This window comes from Bifidobacterium thermacidophilum subsp. thermacidophilum DSM 15837 (genome assembly GCF_000426425.1).
Lineage (GTDB): Bacteria > Actinomycetota > Actinomycetes > Actinomycetales > Bifidobacteriaceae > Bifidobacterium > Bifidobacterium thermacidophilum.
Map to the genome: position 1 here is coordinate 114,294 of NZ_AUFI01000007.1, position 14,103 is coordinate 128,396.

10 protein-coding genes and 4 pseudogenes are annotated in these 14,103 nt (G+C 62.2%); 6 read left to right on the forward strand and 8 right to left on the reverse strand.

The window, feature by feature from the left end; all coding sequences use genetic code 11:
• Positions 1-335: 335 nt before the first annotated feature.
• The 3 genes and pseudogenes from K315_RS09230 to K315_RS10355 all read left to right on the forward strand — a co-directional run.
• Positions 336-1,283, forward strand: a pseudogene (locus K315_RS09230) (IS3 family transposase); the annotation flags it as partial.
• 130 nt (positions 1,284-1,413) lie between these two features.
• The gene (locus tag K315_RS10885) at positions 1,414-1,503 is read left to right on the forward strand and encodes an IS3 family transposase (RefSeq protein ID WP_331343331.1); all 90 of its coding nucleotides are present in this window, start codon (positions 1,414-1,416) and stop codon (positions 1,501-1,503) included.
• Positions 1,504-2,052: 549 nt separating this feature from the next.
• Positions 2,053-2,331 carry a hypothetical protein gene (locus K315_RS10355; protein ID WP_152571471.1) on the forward strand — a complete coding sequence of 93 codons (279 nt, stop codon included), beginning with the start codon at positions 2,053-2,055 and terminating at the stop codon, positions 2,329-2,331.
• A 223-nt stretch (positions 2,332-2,554) separates the two neighbouring features.
• Here the strand turns inward: K315_RS10355 and K315_RS0102910 are convergent, their stop codons facing one another.
• From K315_RS0102910 to K315_RS09900, 3 genes are all read right to left on the reverse strand, one after another.
• Entirely contained in the window at positions 2,555-2,986 is a 432-nt protein-coding gene (locus K315_RS0102910) for a hypothetical protein (protein ID WP_029576108.1), read from the reverse strand.
• Positions 2,987-3,312: 326 nt separating this feature from the next.
• The gene (locus K315_RS09235; RefSeq protein ID WP_029576109.1) at positions 3,313-3,609 is read right to left on the reverse strand and encodes a holin; all 297 of its coding nucleotides are present in this window, start codon (positions 3,607-3,609) and stop codon (positions 3,313-3,315) included.
• A gap of 10 nt (positions 3,610-3,619) precedes the next feature.
• Complete coding sequence (locus K315_RS09900) at positions 3,620-4,564, reverse strand: glycoside hydrolase domain-containing protein (RefSeq protein WP_052316531.1); 945 nt, start codon at positions 4,562-4,564, stop codon at positions 3,620-3,622.
• Between the two features lie 259 nt (positions 4,565-4,823).
• On the opposite strand from K315_RS09900, the pseudogene istA reads away from it, so the two are divergent.
• Positions 4,824-6,258, forward strand: a pseudogene (gene istA, locus K315_RS09250) (IS21 family transposase).
• An 83-nt stretch (positions 6,259-6,341) separates the two neighbouring features.
• Positions 6,342-7,099: pseudogene (locus K315_RS10925) on the forward strand (ATP-binding protein).
• Positions 7,100-7,146: 47 nt separating this feature from the next.
• Here the strand turns inward: K315_RS10925 and K315_RS10660 are convergent.
• The 5 genes and pseudogenes from K315_RS10660 to K315_RS0102955 all read right to left on the reverse strand — a co-directional run.
• Positions 7,147-7,476: pseudogene (locus K315_RS10660) on the reverse strand (transposase family protein); the annotation flags it as partial.
• 309 nt (positions 7,477-7,785) lie between these two features.
• Complete coding sequence (locus tag K315_RS0102940; protein WP_029576110.1) at positions 7,786-9,660, reverse strand: ABC transporter ATP-binding protein; 1,875 nt, start codon at positions 9,658-9,660, stop codon at positions 7,786-7,788.
• A gap of 90 nt (positions 9,661-9,750) precedes the next feature.
• Complete coding sequence (locus K315_RS0102945; RefSeq protein ID WP_029576111.1) at positions 9,751-11,646, reverse strand: ABC transporter ATP-binding protein; 1,896 nt, start codon at positions 11,644-11,646, stop codon at positions 9,751-9,753.
• A 70-nt stretch (positions 11,647-11,716) separates the two neighbouring features.
• Positions 11,717-12,319: a MarR family winged helix-turn-helix transcriptional regulator gene (locus K315_RS09260; protein WP_029576112.1), complete on the reverse strand. Its 603-nt coding sequence runs from the start codon at positions 12,317-12,319 to the stop codon at positions 11,717-11,719.
• Positions 12,320-12,737: 418 nt separating this feature from the next.
• Positions 12,738-13,133 (reverse strand): winged helix-turn-helix transcriptional regulator, encoded by a 396-nt coding sequence (locus K315_RS0102955; protein WP_044085939.1) that lies wholly within the window; start codon positions 13,131-13,133, stop codon positions 12,738-12,740.
• Positions 13,134-13,374: 241 nt separating this feature from the next.
• Between K315_RS0102955 and K315_RS0102960 the strand changes: the two genes are divergently transcribed.
• Positions 13,375-13,950, forward strand: a complete 576-nt coding sequence (locus tag K315_RS0102960; protein WP_029576114.1) for an NADPH-dependent F420 reductase — start codon at positions 13,375-13,377, stop codon at positions 13,948-13,950.
• Positions 13,951-14,103 lie beyond the last annotated feature (153 nt).

Below are 14,103 nucleotides of genomic sequence, written 5' to 3' on the forward strand. Positions count from 1 at the left end.
TGTCGCCTGCTTTTCTAGAGCGGTTAATGGTTTGGCGACCGGAATCGTACACAGGCGACAAGCCATGCCCCACCACTTCAACAAGCACCAGCAAATTTGCGCAAGAAACCGGGCGGTCAGGGGCTGCGGACGTTTTCTTGGAGGTTGAACGGGAGGATTCTATGTTCAGTCAAGAGGAGCGTGGTCGTGCTGTGGAGTTGTATCTCTCCACTAGTATGACGACCCAGCAGGTCGTGGAGTATCTAGGTTATCCCACGCGTCAGTGTTTGGAACGCTGGCTGCACCAGGATCCCCGGTATATGGAGAGAATCCCCAAGCCAATCATCCCGCTCTCCATGCGGGTGAGAGCCGTACGCCGGTGTCTTACCGGCTTGCAACAGCAGGCAGCGGCGGCGCAGTTGGGTGTCAGTGCTGGCGTGGTGAATCATTGGATGGCCTTGTATCGTGAGGGTGGTATGGCAGCATTGCAACCCCAAAGGAGGTCCCCGATGCCCGAAGAAGAGAAACCCGGGGTTCACCCTGTTTCTGATGATGTTGGTGAGCTGCACCGTCGGATCAGAGAACTTGAGCTGGAGCATGCGCTGATGCGCCAGGTGGTCAACGTGGTAAAAAAAGACCCAGGCGCCAGCCTGGGGCGCCTTTCGAACCGGGAGAAGACCAGGCTGATCGACCGGCTTCACCCGACGTTTTCACTGCACTGTTTGGACCGCAGGCTCACGATCCCCTTGAGCAGCTACCATTATCACCACGCTCGAAGAGATGGGGATAAGTACTCGGATATCCGCGTACGCGTGAGAGCATTGTTCAAGGAGTCGTCCTCACGCTACGGCTACCGTAGGCTTCATCACGCTCTGGGTCTGCGGGTATCGGAGAAGGTGGTACGCCGGATCATGAGGCAGGAGGGATTGGTGGCTCGTATCCCCCACCGCAGGCGTTACAGCTCCTACCAGGGTGAGAGCACGCCAGCCCCCGACAACCTGATCCACCGGGATTTCAGTGCCAAAGAACCCAATATGAGGTGGCTGACCGACATCACCGAGATCAAGGCGTGTGACGGCAAAGTGTATGTCTCGCCCATGATCGACTGTTACGACGGCACGATCGTCGCCTACACGAGGGGATTACACCCGAACGCCCGATTGGCCAACACCATGCTCAGAAAGGCGATCGGAACCCTGCCCGATGATACCAGGGTGATCGTGCACTCAGATCGTGGCTGCCACTACCGGTGGCCCGAGTGGATCCGGATCTGCCAGGAGCACGGTATCATCCGCTCCATGAGCAGGAAGGGCTGCTCCCCGGACAACTCCGCCGCCGAGGGATTCTTCGGCCGCATGAAAACCTCAGGCGGTCTACCCCGAATACTGGGAGAAACTGACCTGCGCGCAGGTCGTGGAACACGTCGACACGACCATGCACTGGTACAACCACCAACGCATCAAACAATCCCTGGGATGGAAAAGTCCCGTACACTATAGAATGCAACAAGGGCTAATGGCCTAAACCATCTCCAAGAAAACGTCCGCAGCCCCTTATCTCAGTAGCCTCGTCCACATTGGGCACCGTCAAGCCGAGATGGTTGATGCCGCGAGGCAATGGTCCGAATTCCTCTTCGTTCGTTTTCCTGCCAGGGGTGCGCCTCCGTATGATTGCGTTCGCTGCCGAGCTGTTGCCCTCCTGTTGAGCTTGGCCTGGATTTCGCAACGTATGGGATTCGCCGGCGCGATTGGGTGTTCGCTCGGCCGCTTTGCAAAGCAGGCGGTCTGGGAATACCGGCTAGCCCACATCATGCCATGCGCAACATGGAATCATTGAGAAGAACAGCTGCAAACTATTGGAAACACGAGGAAAACCCAAGAAAAAAAGGACTTCCGGCAACCTACTGAAAACCTTGTTTGTGGAGCTAGGGGGATTCGACAGACATATGCGTGAAATACTGGAAACATTGATGTTCCAGATAGTAACAATCCTACTACCACATCTCATACCACATGAATAATGTCTGCCTGTGCTATATGGCGTTGGGAAAAATCATAGGGATAATCATAGCGTATGAAAAAAGTAGCAGAAGCTTCTAATTTCAAGGTCGTCGGTTCGAATCCGGCCGGGATCACCTACTGCCCGGCCGAAACCGGTATATGGCATATTGCGGTAGGGGTCGATTGTGACCGCCATATGACCGCCATCCTGACGAAGACCAAATCAACGGCATTTCGCGGGGGAGCGGAGCCGGGCGCTGGCACGATTGTTTCATGGTTGAGGATATTCACAAGCTCCTGCGTGACGCTTTCGATGAGGCTGACGCGCGCCCGGATCCGCATTGGCCGCTAAAGCGGTTCGCGCTCGACCTGTGGACGCAGGGGGCATTGGACGGCGAACAGCTCGCACGGCTGACGAGACTAATGCACGAGGACGAATTAGACCATGGGCACACCATTCGGGCGCCATGGTCGAGCATTACCGGCATGCAGACGTCTCGGAGCGGTTCAACGCGATGGAAACCGCTGGACTTGTCGCTGAACCTGTCACAGATCGAGTGAAAGAATGACCAGTCTTAGGCTTTTCTCTCCCAAAGAGCTATGGTTTCAACAACGTTCTTTTCACCAGTTTCGACATTGCGCTGGAAGAGTGCGGCTATGGAGTAATCGCCGAGGTACTCGTATGGCGCACCTTGTCCCGGTCGGACAAATGTATGCCGACGATCACCGATGTTATTCGCATTGCGGCCGCCGTCCCAGTGCTCAAGGATGAAGGATTGCCCATTCGGGGAGATAGAAACCAGATCCAGGTTCTTCGAGTTCTCAGTCAGGAAGACAACCTCAACTGGCGTATCACCATCGTTCTCTCGCAGATTGTATGCTGCATTACCAGGCATAGCCGACTCAGATGTCTCAACCCCCATTCGTCTCAAGCCGTCAGCCTGAGTCCTAGCCTTAAATCCGACCGGTGGGATATTAATTCTTGCAACAAGCCATTTACTCTGCATGATGCTCTCCTCTGAACAAGTTTGAACTCACGCAGCAATTCTACCGCCGCTTCCTGCCCAGGGCCGATGCCGAATCGCCAATGGGTGCGAACAGCACGCTCTTCGATTTTGTCATGAGGAAAAGCGGATGGGGGAATGTCGATCGTTGCGTTAATCGGTCGGGCAAGGAAGACGGGGATAATCTGTTACGAGCAATATCGCAGCGGGAGTCTTCCTCGGGAGCCAACGTGCATCGTTTTATGTTAGATAACAGTTGAAAATGCGAAAATCGCCCTCATCTCCGGTGAGAGAGATGAGGGCTGCTGTGTCTTGATGGCGTTTGCTTGCTAGTTGGTGGTGATTTGTTTGAGGTTGTCGCCGTTGCTGACTTCGGGTATGCCGGCGATGCTGGTGATCAGGCTGATGACGGCGGCCAGTGCTGCGGCTCCGGCTACCATGAGCCAGTCGACGCCGCCGATGGTGAGGGCGGATGCGGGGATGATGCCGAGCGCGGCTTGGGCTGCCGTCTTCACTGCCCGGACGCCGGCGGCCTTGATCCATTGCGTGAGCGTATGAGCGGTCGCGTTCTCGCTCGCGGCAGCGTCTTGCGCGGCGTCGGGTGTTGATTCGGTTGGCGTGGTCATTGTTTTCTCCTTAGAATCTGCCGGCGTTGAGCCGGTTTTGCAGGGCTTTGACGGTGGCGGGGCCGAAGCTGCCGTCGGCCGTGACACCTAGATGTTTCTGGATGGCTTTGATGGTGGCTGGTCCCATGAGCCCGTCTGCCTTAAGGCCGAGGCGGCGTTGCACGGCTCTGATCAGATTCGAGCCGTCTTTGCCGTACTGCACTGAATATAGGTTCGGCCTGGCGCCGCCGTTGTTGATCTGCCCGCTGATGACGCCGTCGATGGTGGTGCCCATGACCTGCTGCCAGCGGCGGATCGTGGCCGGGCCCGCCGAGCCGTCCACCACAAGTCTCGCGACGGCGGCCGTGGTTTTGGCTGCGGGCGCCGCAGGAACTGCCGGGGTTTGCTGCCATGCGACTTGCCCGTAGTCGGCCAGGCTGGTGCGCACGAAGTCGACCTCGCCGCCCGCCAGACGCTGCCCGTTCTTGTACTGGTAGAGCCTGATGCCCTGGGCGATTCGGCCGTGGCTCCACGCGTAGGTCTGCCATGCCGCGTAGCCGCGGCCGATGGCATGGGCGCACGGCCCGTAGCCCGCGTACACGCCCGTATGCGTTTTGCCGATGACGCTGGCCGCGCCGTCCAAATAGGCGTCCAATAGGGCGTATTCGCCCGGCTGCATGTCGTAGTCCACGGCGAAATACACGAGGCCGGCCGGCAGACCGAGCGCGGTCATCGCGCCGCGGGCAGCCGCGGCATCAGAGACGCCCGCCTGCCGGCCGCCTTTGACAGTGGTGCCGGTGGTCTCATACACGAGCGTCAATGTCAGTCCCGCCGTCTTGATCCGCGCGATCTCGTCCTTGGACAGGGCTTTGCCCCCGCTGCCGGTCAGATAGCGGATCACGCCAGCGCGCCCCGATGCCTTGACTTGCGCGAGATCGGGGTGGCCCCACGCGTAATCGATGAGTTCACTAGCCATATGATGGTCTCCATTCAGTCGGTTTCGGATATGACGAAGCCCCCGTCGCTTTGGCGGGGGCTTGGGGGAATGGGACGGTGTTTGTGTTCACTTAGATGTGGACGGTTTCGTCACTTTTTCTGGACAGCCGTGGCGTTCATTTTGGACGGTGTGGTCGGTTGCGGAATAGGGCACCGATGCCGTCCGGTTTCCCGGTGGATTCCCGGGTGCCGGTAACCGTTTTCGAGGTTCCCCGGGGGAAAAAGGATCGGTGACATCGATGCCTGTGCGACAGCGTACCGGGCAGTTGGAGGGACAGGGCACGGGCCACGCGCGGATCGCGCGCGGGCTGCATGTGTCCCGAACGACGGTGGCGGAGTTACGCCTCGAGGGAGGATTTCTCCCCGCGGCCGGCGGGCGGGGCGGACTCTGATCGATTCGTGGTATGCCGAGATCGTCGAGGGGTGGTCGGCCGCTGATCCCGGGTTCCCGCGCAAGCAGCGGCATACCGCCATGCGGGTGTGGCAGCGGTTGCGCGAGCCGCGGGTTCGAGGGCTCGTATCCGTCGGAGCGGCGTTGGGTCAAGCGGTGGCGGGAGCGGCATCGCGCGGAGTCGGAGGGGTACGCGCGGCTCGCGTGGGCGCCGGGGACCGCGCAGGCTGGTTTCCGGCCAGGCGCGCGCGTCGATCGCGGGCGTGGAGCGTGTGGTGCATTTCCTGGTGGTCTCGTGCCCGTATTCGAACATGCGGTATGTCGCGGCGTTGCCGGGCGAGACGTCGGGGTGTGTGCCGCGGACTGGGCGAGGTGTTCGCGCGTGTCGGGATGGCGCCGCGCGTGGTGGCGTCCGGGCAACGCCACGGGCGTTGGCCACCGCAACGCGGACGGCACGGTCACGCAGACCGTGATGTTCCAGCGGTTCTGCGCGCAGTACGGGTTCGAGGCGAGGTTCTGCAACCCGTACCCGGGCAACGAGAAGGGCAGCGTGGAGAACGCGGTCGGGTTCGTGCGCCGCAACCCGGTGGTGCCGGTCCCGTCGGCGGAGGGGTACCAGGCGTCGGCGACGCGCGTGGTTCGACGCGTGCGAACGGCTCGCGCAGGCCGACCATTACCGGCTCGGCGTGCCCGTCGCCGGCCTGTTCGAATCGGAGAAGGAGCATATGCTCCCGCTGCCGTCCGCCGCGTTCGACCCGGTCGAGTGGCGTTCGGTGAAGGCGGACCGCACCGGGACCGTGCCGGTCTACTCGAACCGGTACCTCGCCGGCCCGAAATGGCATTCCATGCGCCTGCACGCCGGCGCGGGGGTCTTCCAGATCGAGTTGCGCGACCCCGACGGCGGGCACACCGCCACCCTGGAACGCGTGTGGGGACGCTCGCCGGAAACGCAGGCCGACCCCGCGGCCCCGCTCGCGGTCATCGCGCGCAAGCCCCGGTCATGGGGCGAGAGCCCGATCCGCGGGGATTTCCCCGAACCCGTACGCGACCTGCTCGACCGCATGGACGCGCCGGAACGCTCCTCGCTGATCTCGGACATCCGGCACGCCGGCGAGACATACGGCTTCCCGGCCGCGGCCGGCGCCGTCGCCGCGACCGTCAAGGCCGGGCGCACCGTCGACCGGGCGACCATCGAGACCACCGCGGCACGCATCCTGCAAGGCGATGACACGCCCGGCGGCCAGGACCCGGCCAGATACGACAAATACATGGAGGAACGATGACCGACACCACCACGACCGATACCCCCGTCACGACGGCGCCCACCGGCAGACGGCGATGGCCGAAGGCCACACCCGGGCAGGTCATGGAACTCGCCCGGACGCTGCCGCCGGCACGGGACGTGCTCCGCCGGGCATGCGGCGAGGCCACCCCCGGGCAGCTCGGCTTCCTCGCCGGCCTGTCCAGGGATGGAGAACGCCAGCAGGGCCGAATCCAAACGCGCCCGCCTGCTCCGGCAGGCCGGCTTCCCTCAATCCAAGACACTCGACGGATACGACCGGGGGGGCATGGCCTCGTTCCCCGCCGACTGGGGACGCGAACAGCCCGCCAGCCTCCAGTTCGTGGACAGGGCCGAGGACCTCGTGCTCTACGGGGACGTCGGATGCGGCAAGACACACCTGGCCATCGCGATCGGGAGGACCGGCCTGCAAACACATGATACCGGCCGGGTTCTTCACGGCCTCGTCCCTGGTCATGCGCCTGCGCAAGGCCAAACACGACAACCGCCTCGACACCGAGCCCGAGGCGATCGGCAAGGCCGAACCGCCGGTCATCGACGAACTGGGCTACCTGCCCATCGACATCGAGGGCGCGCGCCTCCTGTTCCAGGTCATAGCCGACAGCTACGAGACCAGGAGCGTGGTGTTCACCTCGAACCTGGAATCCGGCAGGTGGGGCGACGTGTTCGGCGACGGCGACATGGCCGCCGCGGCCGGCGGCCACATCGTCCACCACGGGCGCACCGTCAGGTTCCACGGCGAATCCTACAGGAACACCCACTCACCGGTGAAACAGCCAAACAACACCAATAGGAAACCGGACAGCCCAAACCGTCCAGAATGAACGACGAACTGTCCGGAAAAGTGACGACACCGTACAAGTCAACTTGACAAAATACACCCGCCGCCCGGACGGGCCCACGGCACCCGCACCGCACGCACGCCGTGCCCGGGGCATGATACGCGCGGCACGCCCGCGTGGATGAACGCCTCGTACCGGAAGAAGTTCAAGTGCCGCCACACCCGGCCCCTGACATCATGCATCGGGCACGCCCCCCGCCCGCACCCCGCATGCGGGCAAGAAAAACGCGGGCCGGGCCCGAAGCCGATCGTGATGCGCAATTCGCGCCTGCCGCCCTCCCCGTCACGCAACTCCACACCCGAAACCCTCCAGGGATCAGGCAACTGCAAGGCGGCGGTGAACAACAACGTGGTATCCATACCCCCAAACTACCCGACCAGCCACCTCCACCCGACCAGCCCACCCACACCAAACAGCGAAAAGCCACTGATAATAACATCGTCCCTTATTATCACTTAGCGGCTAAGTGATAATAAGGGACGATGAAAACAACGCTAAACGCGAGACGCCAGGCGAAACGTCAAACGCAAGACGCGGGTGAGCGGCGAGACGCAGAACGAAACGCAAAACTTCAAACGCGAGACGCGAGACTCAGCGCTGGCTTAATTCGTGTCGCAGATAGTCTCATCCGCGCCAGCCCCGTGCCCAGCCGCACCCCGCCCTGCACCTCACGCGACGAGCGAGGCGAACTGGCTGTTGTACAGGTCGGCGTAGAAGCCGCCCTTATCGAGCAGTTCCTGATGCGTACCGCGTTCGATGATGTCGCCGTGGTTCATGACGAGAATCATGTCCGCGTTGCGAATCGTGCTCAGGCGGTGCGCGATTACGAAGCTCGTGCGGCCGACAGCCAGCTGGTCCATGGCCTTCTGGATGAGCTCCTCGGTGCGCGTATCCACCGACGATGTCGCCTCGTCGAGAATCAGAATCGGCGCGTCCTGCACCATCGCGCGGGCGATGGTGAGCAGCTGCTTCTGCCCAGCGGACAGCGCGGCCTTGTCGTCAAGCACGGTGTCATAGCCTTGCGGCAGCGATTCGATGAACCGGTCGAGGCCCACGGCCTTCGCGGCGGCCCGCACCTGCTCGTCGGTCACGCCCTGCTTGTCGTACACGATGTTGTCGCACACAGTGCCTTGGAACACCCAGGTGTCCTGCAGCACCATGGAGAACTGGCGGTGCACCTCGGAGCGCGGGATGGACGCCGTTGGCACGCCGTCGATGCGGATTTCGCCGCCATCCAGCTCGTAGAAGCGCATAAGCAGGTTGACCATCGTGGTCTTGCCGGCGCCCGTTGGCCCGACGATCGCGACTTTCTGCCCGGCTTTCACGGACGCGCTGAAATCATGGATGACCGGTTTACCGGGCTCGTAGCCAAAGCGCACGTGCTCGAAGTCCACGTCGCCGCGAGCACGGTCACCCAACGCATCGCTCATATGCGCATGACCTTGTGCCGCCTCGATCTGGGCACGATGCTCGGCGAAGCTGCCGGTCGCGTCGACAACCATTTCCGGCTCCTCGAGGAAGCCGAACACGCGCTCCGACGCCGCACCGCACCGCTGCAGGTTCTGCATGGCCTGCGCGAACTGGGCGAGCGGCTGCGTGAACAGGCGGATGTACATCATGAACGCCACGATGACGCCGAATTCGATACGCCCATCCATCGCGAGGGCGGCACCCACCACACACACGGCCACGTAGCCGAGATTGCCGACGAAGTTCATGAGCGGCATCATGAGGCCCGACAGGAACTGCGACTTCCAGCCGGATTCGTACAGGCTGTCGTTGTAGCGTTCGAACTGCCGGATCGAATCCGCCTCACCCGAATACGCCTTGACGATCACATGGCCGGCGTACATCTCCTCCACGTGCCCGTTGGTCTGGCCGAGCGCGAGCTGCTGCTGGGCGAAGTACTGCTGCGAGAAGCGCATGATGAGCATCATGAGCACGAGACCGATGATGCTCACGCCGATGGCGGTCAGCGTCAGCGTGACGTTGTTGGCGAACATCATGACGAGCGCGCCGACGAACAGCGTGATCGACGTGACGAGCGCGCCGAGGCTCTGCCCCAGCGTCTGACCGATGGCGTCGACATCGTTGGTGATGCGGCTGAGCACGTCGCCGTAGCTCGTGTTGTCGAAGTAACGCAGCGGCAGGCGGTTGATCTTCTTGGAGATGTCGTCGCGCAGGCTTTGCGCGGTCCGCTGGCTGATGGTCGCCATAATCCAGCTTTGCGCGTAGCTGAGCAGCGCGTACCCGACGTACAGCGCGACCAGGGTGAACCCGATATGAGTGACGGCGTCCAGGTCGATGCTGTTGAGCACCGGCCTGCCGTGCACGATGGCGGGCAGGCCCTTGGTGATCTCGTTGGTGATGTCCTTGAGCTTGTCCGGTCCGACGATCTGGCAGACCGTGCCGAACGCGCCCAGAACGAGCGCGATGATGATGGCGGGCAGGTAGCGTTTGCTGTAGTGCGCGAGCTTGCCCATGACGGCATTGAAATCCTGCGGCTTTTCGGCCGCGCCCCGGGCTCCCGGCCCGTGACCCATTGGTCCTGGCATATGAATGTTCCTTTCAGGAAAGCTAAGAAAGATAGAAGCTCCGGCGATTCGCGCCGGTTGTGCCACGCGCCGGCGGCGTCAGGAGGCGAGTTCGGCTTCGCTCAGCTGGCTTTCGGCGATCTGGCGGTAGACTTCGCAGTCACGCAGCAGTTCCTTGTGCGTGCCTTGGCCCACGACACGCCCCTGGTCGAGCACGATGATCCGGTCGGCGTCCATAATCGTGCCGATGCGCTGGGCGACGATGAGTTTCGTCGCATCCCCGGCCTCGCGGGCGAGCGCCTCGCGCACATCGTGGTCGGTGCGGAAGTCAAGCGCGGAGAAGGAATCATCGAAGACGAGGATTTCAGGGCGCCGCCATACGGCCCGCGCGATCGACAGGCGCTGCTTCTGCCCGCCGGACACGTTCGTGCCGCCCTGGGCGATCGGCGCCTCGTAGGTGCCGTCCATGCGGGTGACGAATTCATCGGCCTTCGCGACGGCCACGGCCTGGCGTACGTCTTCCATCTGCGCCTCGCTCAGCGTAGTGCCGTGCTCGGATTCCGCGAGCAGCGCCTTTTCGCGTGCACGCCCCTGCGGGGTGGAGGTGTCGGCGATCTCGACGTCCGCCATGCTCTCGCCCGCCGGCAGTACGCCGGCCTGGCTTTTGTCGCCGAACGCCACGTTCGAGGCGACGGTTCCCTTGAACATCACGGACTGCTGCGGCACATAGCCGATCTTGTCGCGTAGCGACTGCAAGGTGTAGTCCTTCACGTCCACGCCGTCGACGAGCACCTGGCCGCCGGTGGCGTCGTAGAAGCGCGGCACGAGGTTCACAAGCGTGGTCTTGCCGGAGCCGGTGGAGCCGATGAAGGCGACGGTCTGGCCGGGCTGTGCGGTGAAGCTCACGTGTTCGAGCATGGGTTCGCGCGCATCAGGGTAGGTGAAGCTCACGTCGCGGAATTCCACACGTCCGCGCACCGGCGTGCCGTCCGCGTTCTTCGCACCCTCCGTGCGTGTGCCGTCGGTGACATGCGGCTCGGTGTCGAGCACCTCGAGGATGCGCTTGGCCGAGACATCCGCGCGCGGCCACAGCACGAACACCATGCTCATCATGAGGAAGCTCATGATGACCTGGATGGCGTAGCTGGAGAACACGACCATGTTTGAAAACAGCGTGAGCTTGTCCATGAGGCCGGCCGCATCGATGAGATACGCGCCGATCCAGTACACGGCGAGGGTCAGGCCGTTCATGACGGTATTCATGAGCGGCATCATGACGGACATCGCGCGGTTGGTGAACAGCTGGGTTTCGGTCAGGTCGCGGTTCGCCTTGTCGAACTTGCCTTGCTGGTAGTCCTCGGCGTTGTAGGCGCGCACCACGCGCAGGCCGGTGAGGTTCTCGCGGGCCACGCGGTTGATGTTGTCGGTCAGGGCCTGCATGCTGCGGAATTTCGGCATGACCATGGCCATGATGATGGCGACGGCGCCCATGACCAGCACGAGCGACACGCCTGTCGCGGCCGTCCATTCGACACCTTTGCCGGCGATCTTGGCGATTGCCCACACGGCCATGATCGGCGCCTGCACGAGCATGAGCAGGCCCATGGTGAGGAACATCTGGATCTGGGTGACATCATTGGTGGAGCGGGTGATAAGGCTCGCAGTGGAGAAGCGGTTCAGCTCCTCGGGGCCGAAGGATTCCACGCGGCGGAACTGCATGGAGCGCAGCCGCTGTGTGAAGGATGCGGATACGCGCGCGGTGATGAAACCGACGGCGACGGTCGTGAGCATGGCGCCGAGCGCCACGGCGAGCATCTTGCCGCCAGCGACCCACACGTCGTGCATTTCGCTGTTCGGGGTTTCCACAAGCCGGGTGATGTCGGCCATGTAATCGGGCAGCTTGAGCTGGAGCCAGACGCCGGCGACGATGAACAGCAGGCCGACGAACAGCTGGAACCATTCGGCCTTGGAGAGGTATTTGCAGATTCGTATCACGATGTGTCCTTTCGGGGACGTTGGTTGGGAAACGGGTGTTATGTGGGACGGCTGTTGCGCCGGTTGATGGCTAAGCCGCGGGATGTGTCGGCGACGGGGTATCGTCTGGCATGCCGCCCGGGTGCCGCCCACCGGACGTATTGTGCGCGGTTATTGGGGTGACGTTCACGCGGTCCGCCGCAGGGTCATAGGGGATGCCGGTGCGCTCGAAGGCTTTTGCGATGGCGGCCTCGTCTGGGACAGGATCGTCCGGCCCGCACAGGCTCATGTAGGTGATGAACCGTGCCAGCAGGTCAAGGAACTGCTCAGTACGCCGTTCCCCCATCTGCCCGAACACCCAGCGCATGCGGTCGTCCATGGCTTGTTTGTGCAGTTTGACGAGCCGTTTGCCTTCCGGTGTGATGCGTACGATGACGTGTCTGCGGTTCTCCGGGTCGATGGTGCGCGTGGCCCAGCCTTTTTTCTCCAGCGCGGACAGAATCGCGGAGATGCGGCCCGGACTGTTGCCGGTCGCATCGGCGAGCTGGCTGGGTGTGCGCTCCCCTTTGACGGCGAGTTCGCGCATCACTGCCGGTTCACCACGATGGACACGGTTCATGTTTTCCATCATGGCTGATCTGCCGTCGGTCATGATCTTGTGCATTCGCTCGAATGCGTCATCTTCGAATGCCATCCGGTCTCCTTTCTGGCGTTGACGCGGGTGTCTTTGCATTGACGCGGACACTATTGCGTGGGCAGGAGCGTCTCGACATCAATCTGGATCATTTATACCCTTCATATTTTACGGTGTCAAATATTGACGATGGCAACTATGCCATGAGAGAAGCTGGGTGCGCCATTCGGCCGGGCGTATGCAAGGTGGGCAGTGCGCAGACAAGGAACGAATCAAGCCCAAGCTGCAGTATGTGAGGATTCGCTCACACAGTGACGGCACAAGCGGCCCCGGGAGCGCGATTCGTGCGGGAAAGTCGCCATCATGTGTGGATCGGCTCACACGACGGCGGGTCAAGTGGCCCAGAGATAGAGAGCCGGCCGCGAAGGTGGTCGCAGTGTGAGAATCCACTCACACGACGACGCCGGCAATCATGGAATCAACTAGCCGCACCAGCGGGCGCCCCAGCCGCACCGCTCCCTGTCTGCTGCGCATTGACGATTTCATCAAGCGCGAGATACAGACTGTCGAACAATTCCAAGCTCTGCCGGGCAATCTGACGCCCAGGCTCGGTCAGCGCATACGTTCCGTCGGCGTCATCCTTGACAATCAACCGGTCTTCTGCGAGCGCACCCAACGTCGCGGATAACATGCGGTCGCTGATGCCATCAACCCGCTCACGAATCTGCCCGAAGCGCAACGCCCCGTCCAGCAGGGTGGCGAGCACGAGGATGCTCCAGCGGCGCGTGACGTCATTCAATAGTTTGCGCGACGGGCACGCCGCAGCAAAAACGTTGAAATGATGCGGATTCTTCGGATTCTCGGAGGAAGTCATGCCATCCATTGTACCGACGACACGCCGGATGTGCTAACAAAACGTTAGTGGTAGTATCGTCTCAGCGCTAACAGATTGTTAGTTGTTCCGCAGCATCACACACACGGACGCGACTGACACAAGCAACAACAAGCAAGCACAAGCAACGCGGCCGACACAGTGGACGCAAGACCACCGCGAACACACCGCAACCAGAAACACAGCGGGGCGGCACACATCCGCCGACACGAAAGGAACCACCATGGCAACTATCACGATTTTCGGCACCGGCAACATGGGCACCGCAATCAAGAGCGTCTTCGAGGACGCCGGCGCAACCGTCCAGTCGCTCGATTCGCACTCCGAGAACCCGACCATCGAGGGCGACATCGTCGTGCTCGCCGTCCCCTACCCGGCCCTCGCATCCATCGCCGAGCAGTACGGCGACCAGCTGGAAGGCAAGACCGTGGTCGATATCACCAACCCGCTGGACTTCTCCACCTTCGATTCGCTCGTCGTGCCGGCCGACAGCTCCGCAGCCGCCGAATTGCAGGCCAAACTCCCCAAGTCGCACGTGCTCAAGGCGTTCAACACCGTGTTCGCCGCGAACATCGCCTCCAAGAAGACCGGCGACGCCCAGTCCACCGTGCTGGTCGCCGGTGATGACGATGCCGCCAAGGCCGCGTTCATCGACCTGGTGAAGGCGGGCGGTCTCGACGCCATCGACGCGGGTGCTCTGAAGCGTGCGCGCGAGCTTGAAGCCTTCGGATTCCTGCAGCTGGTCCTCGCCGTGCAGAAGAAGATCAGCTTCACCGCCGGTTTCGCGGTGTACCGCTGACGTCGCTTGTGGTTTTCGCAGCCCAGACAGCGCGCGGAAATCGCGTCACATATTCGACAGGCCGTCTGCATCCCGCAAAGTACGGGGTACAGACGGCCTGTCAGTTGTTACCGGGCGAGCGCCGACGACCGCGAGCGGCCACCGGCGCCAGTT